The sequence below is a fragment of the Candidatus Paceibacterota bacterium genome (genome assembly GCA_041666915.1).
Taxonomy (GTDB): Bacteria; Patescibacteriota; Minisyncoccia; order Phycocordibacterales; family PALSA-1337; genus C7867-002.
Genome location: JBAYFZ010000003.1, coordinates 45,208 through 62,382, shown reverse-complemented (window position 1 = coordinate 62,382; position 17,175 = coordinate 45,208). Strand labels below are relative to the sequence as shown.

The window sequence follows — 17,175 nt, the reverse complement described above, 5'->3', positions numbered from 1 at the left end:
ATTACTTCCCCGCCCCATGACATTTCTTGTATTTCTTACCACTTCCGCAAGGACAAGGATCGTTGCGACCTACTTCAGGTTCTTTTTTAATAGAATTTGAACTACTTGAGCCATCACCTGCACCAATAATCTGAGCATTTTCATGAACCTCCTTCAGATCAGCTTGAATACCAACAGGTTTTGAAGCGCCATTTGAATTGCTTGAATTACTGCTGACAATAGGATTACCATCATTGACTGGGACTACATGAGGAATGATTTTAATAACTTGCTCCCTCATAGCGCCCTGCATTTCTTTGAATAGTCTGAGACCTTCCTTCTTGTATTCAACCAGAGGATCACGTTGACCGTAAGCGCGTAGATTTACACTTGAACGCGTGTAATCCATTACCTCTAGGTGTTCCACCCAATACATATCAATCGTCTGTAATAAAATTATACGAACAGCCATCAAGAAAGGTTCGCGACCAAATTCTGCAATTTTCTTTTGAATTATTCCCGTAACATCAGAGTTCTCTCCCCCAATAATCTGACCTAACTCCGCTTCAACATCATCAACTGTACCCATAAGCAATTTGCGACGTCTACCATAGATAGCAGTTCTCTGGTGATTTATGATGTCATCAAATTCCAAAACATGTTTTCTAGAATCAAAATTGAATCCCTCAATCTTTTCTTGAGCAGATTCCAAAGACCTAGAAATGATCTTATGTTCAATAGCCTCATCTTCTGGCATGCCGAGCTTACCCATCATTGACTTCAACATATCCGAAGCAAAGACACGCATGAGAGTATCTTCAAGAGAAACGAAGAATTGCGTCTCACCCGGATCACCCTGACGACCCGAACGGCCTCGAAGTTGATTATCAATGCGACGTGCTTCATGTCTCTCTGTACCAAGGACAAAAAGACCACCGTTTTGTTTTATCTCTGCATAAGATTCTGGAGTATTTGGATTACCACCAAGTTTGATATCAACTCCGCGACCAGCCATGTTTGTGGCAATAGTCACAGCACCCTTTTTGCCAGCCTGAGCGATAATCTCTCCTTCACGTTCATGATTCTTGGCATTCAAAATTTCATGAGGAACACCCTCCGCTTTCAAAAACTGTGACAAAACTTCATTTTTTTCAATAGAGACTGTACCAATAAGAACAGGTTGACCCTTGGCATGAAGCTCTTTTACTTTGCGAGAAATAGCTTTGTATTTACCGATCTCCGTGCGGAAGATCTGATCATTCTCATCTTTACGAACAGCAGGAACGTTCGTAGGCACCGTTGTAACTTCCAAACCATAAACTTTGAAAAATTCTTCAGATGAAGTGACGGCTGTACCTGTCATACCCGACAACTTCGGATACATACGGAAAAAGTTCTGGAATGTAATAGATGCATAAGTCCTAGACTCTTGTTGAATAGAAACACCTTCTTTGGCTTCTATAGCCTGATGCAAACCATCAGACCAACGTCTTCCTGGTTGAATACGTCCTGTAAATTCATCAACGATCAAGATCTGGTTATCTTTGACCACATACTCTTTGTTATTGTTATACAAAGCTACGGCCTTGATAGCAGTTTCCAAATGATGGACTGACTTGATACCCTTTTCTGTATAAATATTTTCTATACCCAGAGCCTTTTCAGCTTTGGTAATACCAGCTGGAGTAAGAGAGATTGAACGATGTTTCTCCTCAACCGTGTAGTCCTCATCTTTTTTGAATGAAGTAACAAGCTGGGCAAATTGTTTGTAAGTACTTTCGGCATCACGAGTTGGTGCAGAGATAATGAGAGGTGTCCTAGCTTCATCTATAAGAATAGAGTCAATCTCATCAACAATAGCGTAATTGAAAGTTCTCTGACGCAACCTATCTCTAGAATATTCTAGATTGTCACGCAAATAATCAAAACCGAATTCATTATTAGTACCATAAGTAATGTCAGCCATGTAGGCTTCGTGCCTAGAAACTGGTCGTAGAAATTCATGAACAACTTTGAAAGCACCGAGTGAATCGCGTTCTTTATCTAGTGAATCTGGAAGCGAATCTGGAGGTGTGACCTCCTGGCTCTTGTTGTCATTTACCGTCCCCTTCGAGGATAAACTTCGGCGGGAATCCAGGATATCACCACTAGGTGTGACAGCAGTAGCATCATACAAAAAAGATGCTTCGTGGTTTATAACACCTACAGAAAGACCCAAGAAAGAATAAATCTGACCCATCCAAACGGCATCACGTCTAGAGAGATAATCGTTGACTGTAACAATATGTACACCTTTACCAGTCAGAGCATTCAAATACGCTGGTAATGTGGCCACCAAAGTCTTACCTTCACCAGTTCGCATCTCTGCAATACCTCCAGAATTCAAAACCATACCTCCCAGAAGTTGAACATCAAAATGTCTCTGACCCAAAGTACGGCGAGATGCTTCACGAATCACTGCAAAAGCTTCGGGCAAAATCTCATTTAATTTCGCATTCAAAATTTTCTTTTCTTCTGCAGGGTCGGTAAATTTCAAGGTTTCGCCAGATTTAGGATCAACTATTTCAAGTCTTTTTTTAAATTCAACTGTCTTTCTTTTCAATTCTTCATCAGAAAGAGCCTGAATCTTTGCTTCAAGCTGATTTATCTCTTTTACGATAGGCTGAAACCCTTTCAAGGCCTTCGTATGAGAACCACCTCTTAATTTATCCAAAAATGACATGCGTAGAGCCACTTTATCACATTTATTGAGGTGAGGCGAGCCTTGTGTGCTTTCTTTTTGTTACATTACTGCCTCTTGTGTCATTCCCGCGAAGGCGGGAATCCAGGATATTACCACTATAGATCATTACTGGATAAATCTTTCCAAATTGGATTAGTTTCTTCAATCAATCTAATCTTCCATCTACGATTCCACTTTTTAAGCTGTTTCTCTCTTTGTATTGCAGAATCAATACTATTAGTACACTCGTACCAAACTAATTTGTGAATACTATATTTCTCTGTAAATCCTTTTACTAGGTTATTCTTGTGTTCATGCAATCTTCTTCTAAGATCATTAGTAACACCTATATATAAAGTACCATTCTTATCATTTGTTAATATATAAACATAATATACCTTATTCATATTATTCGTTATGTTTTGGTAATATCCTGGATTCCCGCCTTCGCGGGAATGACACAAAATCAATTGACCCACTCAACCTCTGCTTCTATTATCAAACCAGTTTTTTCTTTGACTTTATCTTGCATTTTTTTAGTAAGTTCTACGACTTCAGTAGAACTTGCACCAGGCCTGGTCACAATAACCAAAGCTTGTTTTTCATAGACACCAACGTGACCAAAAAATTGTCCCTTAAAATTACATATCTTATCCAAAATCCAACCAAGAGGGATCTTAATCATTCCATTTGGTTCTACAAAACCTGGCAAATCTGGAAATTTCTTTTTCAAATCGTCATATTGTTTAGTTTTAATTATCGGATTTTTGAAAAATGAACCTGCTGTCCCCCACATTTTCCAATCAGGCAATTTATTACCACGTATTTCAATAACCGCATTACGAACTTCTAAAATTGAAGGGATTTTTTCATCCGCACCAGAGTTGCCCACATCGGAACTATCTACACCAAAGCCTTTTTTAGAAAAATATTCCGCCAAATCCTTGTAGCCAATATCTACTTTCTTATTCTTTTCAAGTTTGAAAGTAACACTAACTACGATGAAGCGACCTTTCTGATGTTTGAATATACTATCTCTATAATCAAAACCGCAATCAGAATTTGAAAAAACTACAAATTCCAAATTACTAGTATCAAAAACCCTAACCGATTCAATAACACTGGAAACATCCGAGCCATAAGCTCCAATATTTTGTACAGCGGTAGCACCTACAGTCCCAGGGATAGCAGAAAGATTTTCTAAACCGCCAAAACCACGACTGACTGTATTTGCAACAAATTCATCCCAGATCTCACCAGCAAATGCTGTAACCATATTATTTACGTAAGAAATGCCACGATTTTCTATCTTTATAACCAAACCACGAAAACCTTCATCTGAAATCAACAAATTTGAACCTCCACCCAAAATAAATACGTGCAACTTTTTACTTTTAGCAAATTTTACAGCTTCAATAAGTTCTGTCTCATTTGTAACCACACAAAAATATCTAGCTAATCCGCCAATTTTGAACGTTGTATACTGTGCAAGCGGAATGTTTTCCTGAATAGTCATGAATATTTAAGTTGTGCACTAATTTTGCGCCCAATGATGGCGACGGGTGCGAGCTCCAAATAAAATGTTTAGAATTATGTGAGTACAACCGTCGCCGTCACTTGGTACAATCCTCAAGTATTATAACTTAAAAGCTACTGCGAACGCAAAATTTACGGAGGTTACACCTCCGGAAGCCTCGCTTCCGTAAAAACCCCACCTCTCCACAACGCAAAAGCCCGCCGAGGCGGGACTTTGCGAAACATTTATATAGGAGATCTCACACCGTACTTCACACATTGGTATACTACCACACTATTTTAGAGTTTTCAACAAGTTATCCCCACTTCTTCGTTCCTGACGGAACTTCGAAGTGCGGGCACCCTTTTCCCCTATTTTTGTATCTGCTTTATAGTAGCGTCAATTTGAGCTTTCAATTCTGGATTACTCTTTTCTATATCACGCAAAGTTGCAACTGCTTCATAAATCTGACCTGCCATATATTGTATCTGGGCCAATTGAGCACGGAGATCTACATCTTTTGGATTAGCCTTTATCAAACCTCTATATATTGTAATAGCTTTGGAATATTGTTTGAGCATCACAAAAGCCTTTGCCATCTGAGCGGTGTTGAAGATTCCCAAATCATCGCTAAATATCTTTCTAGCCTCTGTCTCTTTTCCAGAAAGAACCAAGGCTGTAGCATAAGAAGATTTTGCTTGATAAAAATCTGGAGTGGTTTCATAAACCTGCTTTAGTAAGATGACAGCTTTATCGGCTTTTTCAAGATTCAAATAATCAGTTGCCAACTCAAAGGAGATTGATTGCTTTGCTGGTGATAATTCATGAGCTTTTTCAAGAAGAGGTAAAGCTTCATTGAATTGTCCTATACTATTCAAGAATGAACCACCTAAAGTATAAATACGAGTATCTTTAGGAGTAGCTTTTATCTGAGCTTGGATCTCATTCATTGCTGTAGAAAAGAAAGCTTGTCGGATAGGACCTGCAAGTTGTTGAGAAGGAATAACTCTACCAGCACAACTAAGTATCTGCTCGCGAATCTCTTGGTTGGCACCGTAAACATTTACATCCAAAGCTTTCTCATACAAAGTCGCATCTGGCTGACCGCTTCCTGAACAAGAAACCAGAGCAGTAATAAGACGTGTATTGGCTTGTACCAAACGATATTGGAAGAAATACAATACACCAACCAGACAAACTATAACTATCGGAGCGACTACATATTCAACAGCATCTTTGCTAACTGTATTTTTACCAAATAATGTACGATGTTCACTTCTAGTTTGTGAATTGGCAAAACCTAAAACAGTAAAGAATAGAACGTAACTAGCCAAGTTATCAAAGACGAAGATATTGTGGATAAAATATCCAGCCGTAAGTCCTGTAAGAACACTCTTTTCTGCAATGGTCATGGAAGATTTCCAGACTGCCATAAGTAATAGTACATACAATGCAAGATATGCAATAACACCTACAAAACCACCTGCAACCAACCAATCTATGAACACACTGTGAGCACGGTCAAACCATTGTTCCTGGGTGTACATTGCCGGATTGTAATTGGCATTGAATATATAGTTGAAGTTTTCTTGTCCCCAACCGAGAATTGGTCTTTCCATTGCACCTTTTATAGCTAATGGCCAAATGTAATTACGAGCTTGACCCTTGGCTTCTGACCAAGAAATACTAGCCATACGATTGAGCAATTGACTATTTTGAACAAAAGAAGAATTGCGATTCGTCCAGAAGATAACACCGATCAAGATGATGACAGCTATAACTCCTACCGCAATACCGCGAGATTTACTTGATTCATTTTTGGCGAGCAAAGCATATAGACCAAGAGCCAAGAGAATTCCTCCGATGAGTCCTAGAATAGTACCGCGAGTCTGTGTTTGGAATACAAGGAAAGCAAACAATAAAGAAATTATAGGATAAAACCATTTCAAAAAATCAGCATTGACAATCTTTTTTGCCTTAGCAACAAAATACATATAAGCAGCGATGAAAGCATGGATCAGCATATAAACTGCCATATATGCTGAGTTACCAAGAGAAGCGTCCAAACGTGTACTACCTTGGTGAATCTCTGCCCAACCAAAATATTGAGCCAATCCATAAAAGGCAGTGACCAAAGCAACAGCAAGAGACATATTCAACCAACGATGCCACATTCTCTTACCTTCTTCTCCAGAACCAAAGACATTTGTAGTTACCATGAACAATGCCCACAAATGAACTATTGTTATCCAACCTTCCATACGTTCAAAGTTTGACCAAAGACTGCGAAGAGGATTGACCCCGAGAATATCCGCAAGAAAAGCGATAACGGTAAACAAAGTTACACCAATAGTAAGTGGTGTTAATTTTGGTCTATATTTTGCATCAATAAAAGTTAAGATAAGCCATCCTGCGAAAGCGACCTCAACCATCAATCTGAAATAGAAAGCTTTACCGGTAATGAATGGGAAAAAGAAAAGGTTAGATACTTCAAACGGAGTATGAGGTATTGGAAATAGAGCAAAAAGCGGCAAAAGGAATAAAGAAGCGACCGTTATACCATGAACTATTTTCTTGAGGGGCATATTTTTGAGTAAATTGATATTAGTAAAAGTAAGGGTATCGTACATCATACCAGTACGGATTTCAATGTTGAACCCCCAAAGACACGTCAGAACATTCCTTTTGAAAGCCTGCGAGACTCGCTCCGTTTACTTTCTAAGTAAACTGCTCAGGAATTACGGAGGACTAATCGTCCTCTCGTAATTCCAAGGACATTCGCATTTTACTAAGAAACTAAAACTGCGCTCAGACAGATTCTCGGCTTTCAAAAGGAATGTTCTGATGTGTCTTTGACCCTATTTGACACCATTTGACACTTCAGCTAAAATGACCTTATGGCAGAAGAAATCAAACCAAACAGTGTATATACAACCTCTGAGACTCAAGACATTTTGAGGATCAGTGAAAGTACGGTCAAACGCCTTCTAAAAAAAGGTTTGCTCCGTGCCAATAAAGTTGGTGGACAGTACCGCATCCTTGGCAAAGAAATCCTACGTGTCCTCTCCCCCGAAATAGAACAAGAAGCTGTGAAGTCTTATCTTTCACTAAAAAAGAAAGTCGTTAATAAGATAAACAAATGGTAAAATCTAAAACCATGACAACGAATTCTTCAATTACAGTCATAAGACCAAAAAAATTATTCCATTTCTCTGATCTAAAAGAGCTGTGGCAGTATCGTGAATTACTTTATTTCTTTACTTGGAGAGATCTCAAAGTCCGATACAAACAAACTGCTATCGGTGTTGCTTGGGCTATTTTCCAACCATTCGTAACAATGGTTATCTTTTCAGTCTTCTTCGGTGGACTAGCAAAAATCCCTTCTGACGGAGTACCCTACCCTATATTCGTTTATGTCGGACTTCTATTTTGGCAATTCTTCTCCGGTGCTCTTTCCGAAACAAGTACTACTTTAGTAACCAATCAAGCCATCATCACCAAAGTTTATTTTCCAAGACTCATCCTCCCCATTTCTTCAGTTATGACAAAGCTGGTTGATTTTATTATTGCTTCAGTAATATTGATTGGCCTGATGTTCTACTATGGGTACGTTCCTCATCTAGCCGGTCTTTTCATTGTTCCACTACTACTTATTATCACTTTCATGGCATCAGTTGGTGGCGGACTATTCCTAGCCGCTATCAACGTCAAATACCGCGACGTTAGATACGCCCTTCCCTTTTTCATCCAAATTCTTATGTTTGTAACGCCAGTTATTTACCCCGCTAGTATTGCTGGCAAATATTCAACAATTTTAGCTCTAAACCCAATGATGGGAGTCATCCAAAATGCTCGTGCAGCCTTACTCGGTACAGCACCCATCAACTGGATGTTATTGGGTATTTCATTCATTGCTTGTGTAATACTTTTATTCGTAGGAATTTATGTTTTCAAGAAAGTTGAAAGATATTTCGCAGATATTGTTTAAAAAAATATATGGAACCTATCATTGAAGTAAGAAATATAAGTAAAAAATATAAGATAAACCATGAGCGTGGTGGTTATATTGCTTTGCGTGACGTCATGATGAATATAATCAAGCAACCTCTTTCTTATCTAAAAACAAAAGCCAAATCAGTTGCTGGTTTAGAAAAGAAAGAAGATTTCTGGGCACTCAAAGATGTTAACTTCACCGTAAATAAAGGCGAGGTTATAGGTATCATCGGTAAAAATGGTGCCGGCAAATCAACTCTTTTGAAAATTCTTTCTCAAATCACCCCACCAACCGAAGGAGAAATAATCCTTCGTGGTAAAGTCGGTAGTCTCCTAGAAGTTGGAACCGGTTTCCATCCAGAACTTACCGGCCGCGAGAATATTTTTCTCAACGGTGCCATTCTAGGTATGACCCAAAAAGAAATAGCCAAGAAATTTGATCAAATCGTCGGATTTGCTGGCATTGAAAAATTCTTGGATACACCCGTAAAATATTACTCCAGTGGCATGTACGTTCGCCTCGCCTTCTCCGTTGCCGCCCACATGGAACCAGATATTTTGATCATTGACGAAGTCTTGGCCGTTGGTGACGCCGAATTCCAAAAGAAATGTTTGGGTAAGATAGAGGAGGTAACGCATCAGGATGGAAGGACGATCATTTTCGTGAGCCATAATTTAGATGCGATTGAAAGATTGTGTACCAAAACTGTTTTACTTAAAAAAGGTGAGCTTATTAAATTTGGCAAAACCTCAGAAGTTATCAACTACTATCTACAATCAGAAAGAACTCTTGATTCTATTACAGAATATCCTATCAACAATAATCCCGAGGGACAGATCACAAGAGTGGTTATATTAGACAAAGACAATCAATCTCAGACTCAAATACCCGTTGGAGAAAAGTTTTTTATAGAGATAGAATTAGATGTTAGAAAAAAATTAGAAAATAAACTTATTGTACTTCACTTCTATTATCATGGTGATTTGATATTAGTATCTACAGAAGGAGATGCCAATGGAAAACATCGCGATTATGAAGTAGGAAAATATAAAACTCGAGTTGAAATACCGAGTTCCCTATTTCAAATTGGCAATATTTCTGTAGTAATAAGCTTCAAACATTTCAATGAGGGTAAGAGTGGTGTAGATATAGTCAAAGACATCAATTTTGAAATTACAAATAAAAACAATCCAAGACAAGCAATATTCGGAGATAATCATTGGGGTAAAATAGCCACTATTTTAAAATACGAGACTCAACCAATCACACAAAATGAAAAATAAAATTAAAAAAATATTATTTGAACGACCATATTCAGAAAGTATAAAAATACTAAGACAATATCTGACTGGTAAATTTATAAACTTGACGGTAATCAAATCATTAAAAGACTTGGAATCGGATAGGAAGCAACTTATATTTTACAACAAATACATCGGCAAAAATAAACTTATTTTTGATATCGGAGCCAATATTGGTGACAAAACTAATCTATTTTTAAAATTAGGATGCAAGGTTATTGCAGTAGAACCACAATCTGATTTGGCCAACCGCCTCAGAATAAAATATACAAATAATAAAAATGTGGCGGTTGAGCGATGTGGTATTGGCAAAGAAGATGGTGAGGCTGAAATCAACATTTCTACGAAATATCCAGGGTTTTCTAGTTTTATCAAGACATGGCAACAAGGAACAAAATATCACACATTCGAGAAAACCGAAAAAGTTAAGATAACAACGTTAGACAAACTTATCTCCAAATATGGCATACCATATTTTTGCAAAATAGACGTTGAGGGATTTGAGTATGAAGTACTATCAGGTTTATCAAAAAAAATCCCGCTTATAAATTTTGAATTCCACACTGACGACAAACAGCACACCGAGCGATGTGTATCTAAATTACAGTCAATAGGTTTTACGGAATTCAATTTTGTAATTGCAGCAGACTCTAAAATGGCATCACTGTATTGGCTTAATGCTGAACACTTGTTATCTGAAATAGAAAAAAAACATGCAAACAATCAACCAATTTATTACGGGGACGTATACGCTAAATAATTAAACATCATCATGATTATCACTGCTTTCAAAGGTCAATTAGGAAATCAATTGTTTCAGTACGCTGCTGCACGAAAATTTGCACATGACAGTCACACAGAAATCAAGCTCGATCTTAGGAGTTACGTCAACGTAATGGACGCTCTTAAAATTAGATTCTTTAATATCAAAGATGTTGTCGCAACCGAGAGTGAATGCAAAAAACTAAAAAATAAAGATTTTCTATACTACCTCGAACGATTAATACCCTATTACAGGAGAAGATTTGTCTGGGAAAAAAACTGGGCTTTTGATAAAAACCTTATCGGTATTAAGAGAAAAAATATGTACATACGTGGAATTTTTCAAAGTCCAAAATATTTTGAAGGAATAGAAGACATTCTCAGGGAAGAATTCAAATTAAAACAGTCTATAGATCTCAAATACAAAGACGAGATTAACGCCATAACAAATACCAACTCTGTTTCTATCCACATTAGAAGGGGTGACATCATGTTGGGAAATGTGAAATTTGAAAAACCAACAACTTCAGTTGATTACTACGAAAAAGCTGTTGATTATATCTCTAAAAATACGAGTAACCCGCATTATTTTGTTTTTTCTGACGATATTAAGTGGGCAAAAGAAAATCTAAATTTTATTAATCCAGTAACTTTTGTATCTAGAAAAGAAATAACTGACTATGAAGAGCTGTCGATAATGAGTAGATGTAAACACAACATTATTGGCAATAGTACATTTAGTTGGTGGGGTGCATGGTTGAATGCCAACCCTAACAAAATCGTAATCAATCCAAAAAAATGGTTTATCGACCCAGTCATGAATGCGGAATATACCAAACATCTAATATTGAAATCGTGGATAACAATCTAACATAATGAAACTGATACAAGATACAAAGAAATTAATAAAATCTATGGCAAGAAAATTTCTTGGTCTTGATTTAAGCCTAAGGAAAATAATAATGACTTCAGATTTCATTGAACAAAAAAAATTATTACGAGATACCAATACTAAAATTATTTTTGACGTCGGAGCAAATGTAGGTCAGACAACACAAAAATATCGTAAACTATTTCCAAAAAGTAAAATATTTGGTTTCGAACCATTCAAGGATGTTTTTAAAATATATTCAAACAATACTGACGGCGACAAAATGACACTACGAAACAATATCGCCCTTTCAAATCACACCGGAACAGCATCTTTTTATTCTAACGAATGTCACTATACCAATTCCCTCTTACCTTTCGACGATAAATACAGCGGTAAAGAAAATTTGAAATCAAAATCACAAATTCAGATTATTACAAATACTCTCGACAATTTTTGTGATAAGAATAATTTGAATCATATAAACATTCTCAAAATAGATGTTCAGGGTGGAGAAATGTTGGTCCTTGAAGGTGCAAAAGAGATGCTTTCAAAAAAAGCTATTGATCTTATATACTCTGAAGTTGAATTTGTAGCTATTTACAAAAACCAACCATTATTCAAAGACATAGAGAAATTCTTAGCTCAATATGATTACCATTTTTATAAAAATTTCAATCTATACTATGACAAAGATAATGTATTAATCTCTGGGGATGCAATTTTTATCAGAACAGAACTAATAAAATAACCATGAGATACTATAGCCAATACAATCAGGATAAATTTCTCGATGAAAATGTATTCAAACAATTCAAAAATGGAGTATTTCTGGAGATGGGTGCAGATGACGGAGTGGTTGGTAGCAATACTCTTTTCTTTGAACGCGAAAGGGGTTGGTCAGGTTTATGTATAGAACCAAGAAAGTCCGCCTACGAAAAACTTGTAAAAAACCGCCACTGTCAGACAACAAACATAGCTATCTCTTCGAATAAAGCTACTACAAAAAAATTTATTGAAGCGCCTGGAGATATGGGTCAGATTTCTGGATTAGTTGAAACCTTTGATAAACGATACCTTGACAGGCTACAAAAAGAAGCATCAGAACGTGGAGTTACAACTACCACAATAGATGTTCAAACAATGACAATCAACGATGTCCTAGAAAAATTCAGGCTTTCCCATATAGACTACTTCAGTTTAGATACTGAAGGTGGCGAACTAGAAATATTACAATCAATTGATTTTGGTCGCTTCCATATTGAATGTATCTCTGTTGAAAATCCATTTGAAGATAAACGTCTAAATAATTTTTTGTCTAATAAAGGATACAAGAAACTAACTAGAATCAAAATCGATGATATTTTCATATTAAAAAAATCTATTTTCAATACATACAAAGAACCACTAAAAAATAAATACGAAGTAATAATGAAGAAAATCAAGAGGTCTATAAAAAGATTGATTGGGTACAAATCATAATAATATGAACGAAAGAATCAAAGTCAAAATATCATCAAACTCTCATGGTTGGTCATTCTTGAGACAGACTCCAGAATCAAAGGGGATTTGGGGAAATTACCAATTTTATACAGACGACAATACAGAAGAATTTGACTGGTGGGTAATCATTGATGGAATACCAAGAGAACAAACAATAAAGTGCTATCCGGAAAATACAATACTTATTACAGGTGAACCTCCAAGTATAAAAAAATACAACAAAGACTTCACCAAGCAGTTTAATACCATCATCACTACTCAAGAAGGATTAGATAATAAAAATATTTTTAAATTCCAGCTCTTACCGTGGTATATTGGTGCTCATTTTGATTTAAAAAACAATAAACTTGGTCCTTTCACAAAGAGTTACGATGAATTGAAACGGCTTACCGATATATCCAAGACAAAATTAATATCAGTGATATCATCGAGTAAAACTACGACCCGAGGACACCGAAAAAGATTAAAATTCATAAAAATTTTAAAAGATCATTTCAAAGAAAAACTCGATGTGTTAGGTTCCGGTATCAACATGATATCAGACAAATGGGACGGAATCGCTCCTTACAGATATCACGTAGTTATTGAAAATAACGTATATAAAAATTATTGGACTGAAAAACTCGCGGACTCATTATTAGCTGAATCTTATCCATTCTATTTTGGCTGCCCAAATATCGATGATTATTTTTCTCCAAATACAATAGTAAAGATAGATATAAATAAACCTTTTGAAGCAATATTGGCTATTGAAAATGCTATTCAAAATGATTATTACAGAAAATTCCATAAAGAAATATCTGAAGCAAAAAAACAGATATTAGATAGATATCAGATTTTTCCTAGATTATGTGAGGTGATGAATACATTAAATAGAGACAACGCTCATTCTAGTAAAGTTAGGGTAACAATAAAACCGGAAATCACAAGGGGTGCAAGTATAATTTCTAGAATATCTTCAAAATTATTCAAAAAAAGATATAGCAAGCTAGCTTCAACTGTAAAAGTTGACGCCGGACGTTAGACTGAACCGAAAAACTTATCTAACACCAACTATTTATATAAAAGAACATGGACAAACAAACTATAAAAAAATCACTGGATATACCTGTCCTATTTATTATCTTTAATAGACCACAAACGACAGCAAAGGTCTTCGAATCGATCCGCAAAGTTAAACCAGAAAGATTATTTATTGCTGGAGATGGTCCAAGAAATAATAAATCTGAAGACAAACAACTATGTTCTGATGCTCGTAATATAACCAAGCAAATAGACTGGCCATGTAAAGTAAAAACATTATTCCAAGAAAAAAATCTCGGTTGTGGTCATGGGGTATCAACAGCCATTAATTGGTTTTTTGACAATGTTGAATATGGAATAATCTTGGAAGATGATTGTCTCCCCAATGAATCATTTTATTATTATTGTCAGGAATTATTAGAATACTACAAAAATAACAATAAAATTATGCACATAAGTGGTAATAATTTTCAATATGGTAAAAAACGTGGAAATTCATCATATTATTTCTCCGAATATACTCATATCTGGGGATGGGCGACTTGGAAGCGTGCATGGAATTATTATGATTTCAATTGCATCTCACCAGAAAAACGTTACTCTAGTTGGGATAAACAATGGTTAATATCCGTAAACAAAAATAATGGTTTATCAATACTTCCTAATGTTAATCTTGTTTCTAATATTGGATTTGGTAATGAAGCAACACACACACCAACAATAACAGAATATTCAAATCTACCCACTTACCCTATTATATTTCCTCTGATTCATCCAAAAGTAATTAGAATTAATTTGTCTGCCGATCTCATGACACATCGTAAGATGTTTAACGGTAATAATATCGGATTTCTAATACAAAAATTATTAAGAGTAATTCCAGAGCCAATAAAGAAGACTACGAAATATATTATGAATAAAATATGATAACATTAAATACCATGACACCAAAAAGCCCAATAACAGGTTCAAATAACGTTATTCTAGAAAAAGAAATCCCAATCTCTCTAATAATCGATGAATATAAGAACGGTTTAAACATAGACGTCAAGAGCTTTTTTAAATCAATTGAAAATATCTCTATCTTCAAGTGTATCGATACCGGGTACCGTTTCTATTCCCCATTCAATACAGCCGGTGATGATAAATTCTATCAAGAAATTGAAAAATTCCCATGGTACTACATGAATAATAAGTGGGAACATATAATTGCATCAAACTATGTCAATAAAGGAAATAAGGTACTTGAGATCGGATGTGCCCGAGGAAGTTTTCTTCAGACCTTAAAAGATAAAGGTGCTATTGTTGAAGGCTTAGAAATGAATTCTGATGCAGCAAGAACATGTACAAACTCTGGTATCTCAGTAAAAACCGACTCCATCGAAAAATTCTCTCTAAATAATCCAAATAAATACGATATGGTATGTTCTTTCCAAGTTCTAGAACATGTACCTGAGGTCAAAAATTTTATTCAATCTTCCCTGTCAGTCTTGAAACCTGGAGGACTAATGATAATAAGCGTCCCCAACAACGATAGTATTATTTTCCAATCTAATAAAATAAGTCTGAATATGCCACCTCACCATATGGGCCTATGGGATATAAATTCTCTAATAAAATTACAAAAATATTTTGATATGTACGTAGAATCTGTTCACCTAGAGCCCCTACAAGAATACCACTCCGGATATGCAATGAAACTTGCATATAAAAATATTGAAACCAAACTAAGGAAGAGGATTGGTTTTATAACCAAATTTATAATGCCAATTTCAAGACGCATAGCTTGTACAGGGGTGTCAGCTGTCACCAAATTTATTATCGGACACTCGGTTCTAATAGTTTTCAGAAAAAATGAATAACAATAATCAAAAAGTAAGCTTCGTCATACCGGCGTACAATAGTATTGACACCTTAGCTGAAGCGGTCGAATCTATTTATAATGGCAACTTTGAAGATGGTGATGAAGTTATAATCGTTGACAATGCATCAACAGATGCGACAAGAGACGTTATTCGGAAGCTCAAAAAAAGGTTTACAACGATAATCGAAATTGATAATCCAAAAAATGTTGGGTGTCCCGCAAGTCGCAATATAGGTGTTAGAAGATCGAAGAATCCCCTTATCTTCAATCTAGATTCAGACAATGTCCTGATTCCAGGAAGTATCAAACGAATGAAAAACTATTTGCTTTCAGAAAACGCTGACATGGCTTCTTTCAGTGAATACCATTATTTTCAAAAACATAAAATAAATAAAATAACACACAAGTGGACATATAAACCAGGCGTTATGAATCTAGCAGATTTCTTAGCTGGACCAATCAATCCCGGACCTGGTGGTAACTTCATGTACACGAAAAAAAGTTGGGAGAAAATCGGTGGTTATTGGGAATATGGAGAAGGGGTTCAGGAAGCATGGGGTTTTACTCTCAAACAACTCGTCAACGGAGCAAAATTTGTTGTGTTACCTAATTCATATTATTTACATCGTTATGGTATTAATTCCTTGTTTGTTCGTAAGGCTCAAGATATTGGTAAAAGTTCAATCATGGCAACCAAAATGATATTGCCATATTTACACTTATTAAATGATGAGGATGCTGCGTACATTGCCAGTGAAAAAGGTGGAAAAGAATGGTTTGAATATAGAAACTACATTTACAGACCTATACGAGTCAAGTCAGGCGAGGTTGGTACAACCGGCTACAAAATAGTTCTATCTGATAGTTCCTTTTTATCAAAAATAAAAAGATTTATTCCTTCAAAAATCTACAATTCAATAAAAAAGATCTATAAATATACAATCTACTTAAAAGAATTCGTAAAATTTCGACAATATTCTACGTCTAAAAAAGACTATAGATTTAAAATCTCATGGAAAAATAGACGACCAGAACTGAATGACAAAACCGCGGACACAAAATTTGATACTCACTATATTTACCATCCTGCTTGGGCGGCTAGGATAGTTAAACAAATTAACCCAGAATTTCACGTAGACATATCATCAACACTTTCTTTTTCATCAATACTATCAGCCTTTATACCCGTAAAATTCTACGACTTTCGTCCAGCAAAGATAACATTGAGTGATTTAGAATCAAGAAAAGGAGATCTTCTTTCATTACCGTTAAAAAACAACAGTATCACTTCTATATCATGCATGCATACAGTAGAACATATAGGACTAGGGAGATATGGTGATCCAATAGATCCCACAGCAGACATCAAAGCTATAGATGAGCTAAAGAGGGTTACAGCAATAGGAGGAAGCTTGCTCTTTGTTATACCTATTGGGAAACCAAAGGTTATATTCAATTCCCATCGTGTTTACTCCTATAAACAGATTGTTTCATTATTTACAGGATTCGATCTGAAAGAATTCACCCTGATTCCTGATAATGCAAGCTATGCTGGAATTATAAAGAATGCTACAGAAGAAATCGCAAATATTCAAAATTACGGCTGTGGTTGTTTTTGGTTTATTAAAAAATAACTTAAA

15 protein-coding genes are annotated in these 17,175 nt (G+C 35.8%); 11 read left to right on the top strand and 4 right to left on the bottom strand.

The window, feature by feature from the left end; genetic code table 11:
* Position 1: 1 nt before the first annotated feature.
* The 4 genes from secA to WCS89_03295 form a co-directional block, all read right to left on the bottom strand.
* Positions 2-2,701, bottom strand: coding sequence for a preprotein translocase subunit SecA (gene secA / locus WCS89_03310; GenBank protein MFA6554512.1), 2,700 nt, complete (start codon positions 2,699-2,701; stop codon positions 2-4).
* Positions 2,702-2,817: 116 nt separating this feature from the next.
* On the bottom strand, positions 2,818-3,108 hold the full coding sequence (locus WCS89_03305) for a GIY-YIG nuclease family protein (GenBank protein ID MFA6554511.1): 291 nt from the start codon (positions 3,106-3,108) through the stop codon (positions 2,818-2,820).
* Positions 3,109-3,167: 59 nt separating this feature from the next.
* A complete protein-coding gene (gene murB, locus WCS89_03300; protein ID MFA6554510.1) occupies positions 3,168-4,217 on the bottom strand; it encodes a UDP-N-acetylmuramate dehydrogenase in 1,050 nt (349 codons plus the stop codon).
* 371 nt (positions 4,218-4,588) lie between these two features.
* On the bottom strand, positions 4,589-6,850 hold the full coding sequence (locus tag WCS89_03295; GenBank protein MFA6554509.1) for an O-antigen ligase family protein: 2,262 nt from the start codon (positions 6,848-6,850) through the stop codon (positions 4,589-4,591).
* A gap of 264 nt (positions 6,851-7,114) precedes the next feature.
* Here WCS89_03295 and WCS89_03290 point away from each other — a divergent pair, with 264 nt between their 5' ends.
* The 11 genes from WCS89_03290 to WCS89_03240 are packed head-to-tail and all read left to right on the top strand — an operon-like array spanning position 7,115 to position 17,169.
* Positions 7,115-7,363: a helix-turn-helix domain-containing protein gene (locus WCS89_03290; protein MFA6554508.1), complete on the top strand. Its 249-nt coding sequence runs from the start codon at positions 7,115-7,117 to the stop codon at positions 7,361-7,363.
* 11 nt (positions 7,364-7,374) lie between these two features.
* Positions 7,375-8,205 (top strand): ABC transporter permease, encoded by an 831-nt coding sequence (locus tag WCS89_03285; protein MFA6554507.1) that lies wholly within the window; start codon positions 7,375-7,377, stop codon positions 8,203-8,205.
* Between the two features lie 8 nt (positions 8,206-8,213).
* The gene (locus WCS89_03280) at positions 8,214-9,494 is read left to right on the top strand and encodes an ABC transporter ATP-binding protein (GenBank protein ID MFA6554506.1); all 1,281 of its coding nucleotides are present in this window, start codon (positions 8,214-8,216) and stop codon (positions 9,492-9,494) included.
* Positions 9,484-10,272, top strand: coding sequence for an FkbM family methyltransferase (locus tag WCS89_03275; protein ID MFA6554505.1), 789 nt, complete (start codon positions 9,484-9,486; stop codon positions 10,270-10,272). Before WCS89_03280 ends, WCS89_03275 begins: the two co-directional genes overlap by 11 nt.
* 12 nt (positions 10,273-10,284) lie before the next feature.
* A complete protein-coding gene (locus WCS89_03270; GenBank protein MFA6554504.1) occupies positions 10,285-11,145 on the top strand; it encodes an alpha-1,2-fucosyltransferase in 861 nt (286 codons plus the stop codon).
* A gap of 4 nt (positions 11,146-11,149) precedes the next feature.
* On the top strand, positions 11,150-11,896 hold the full coding sequence (locus tag WCS89_03265; protein ID MFA6554503.1) for an FkbM family methyltransferase: 747 nt from the start codon (positions 11,150-11,152) through the stop codon (positions 11,894-11,896).
* Positions 11,897-11,898: 2 nt separating this feature from the next.
* On the top strand, positions 11,899-12,627 hold the full coding sequence (locus tag WCS89_03260) for an FkbM family methyltransferase (protein MFA6554502.1): 729 nt from the start codon (positions 11,899-11,901) through the stop codon (positions 12,625-12,627).
* Positions 12,628-12,631: 4 nt separating this feature from the next.
* Entirely contained in the window at positions 12,632-13,672 is a 1,041-nt protein-coding gene (locus WCS89_03255) for a glycosyltransferase family 10 (GenBank protein MFA6554501.1), read from the top strand.
* Between the two features lie 47 nt (positions 13,673-13,719).
* The gene (locus tag WCS89_03250; GenBank protein MFA6554500.1) at positions 13,720-14,598 is read left to right on the top strand and encodes a nucleotide-diphospho-sugar transferase; all 879 of its coding nucleotides are present in this window, start codon (positions 13,720-13,722) and stop codon (positions 14,596-14,598) included.
* Complete coding sequence (locus WCS89_03245; protein ID MFA6554499.1) at positions 14,595-15,533, top strand: class I SAM-dependent methyltransferase; 939 nt, start codon at positions 14,595-14,597, stop codon at positions 15,531-15,533. The genes WCS89_03250 and WCS89_03245 overlap by 4 nt, the downstream gene beginning before the upstream one ends.
* The gene (locus tag WCS89_03240) at positions 15,526-17,169 is read left to right on the top strand and encodes a glycosyltransferase (protein ID MFA6554498.1); all 1,644 of its coding nucleotides are present in this window, start codon (positions 15,526-15,528) and stop codon (positions 17,167-17,169) included. The genes WCS89_03245 and WCS89_03240 overlap by 8 nt, the downstream gene beginning before the upstream one ends.
* Positions 17,170-17,175 lie beyond the last annotated feature (6 nt).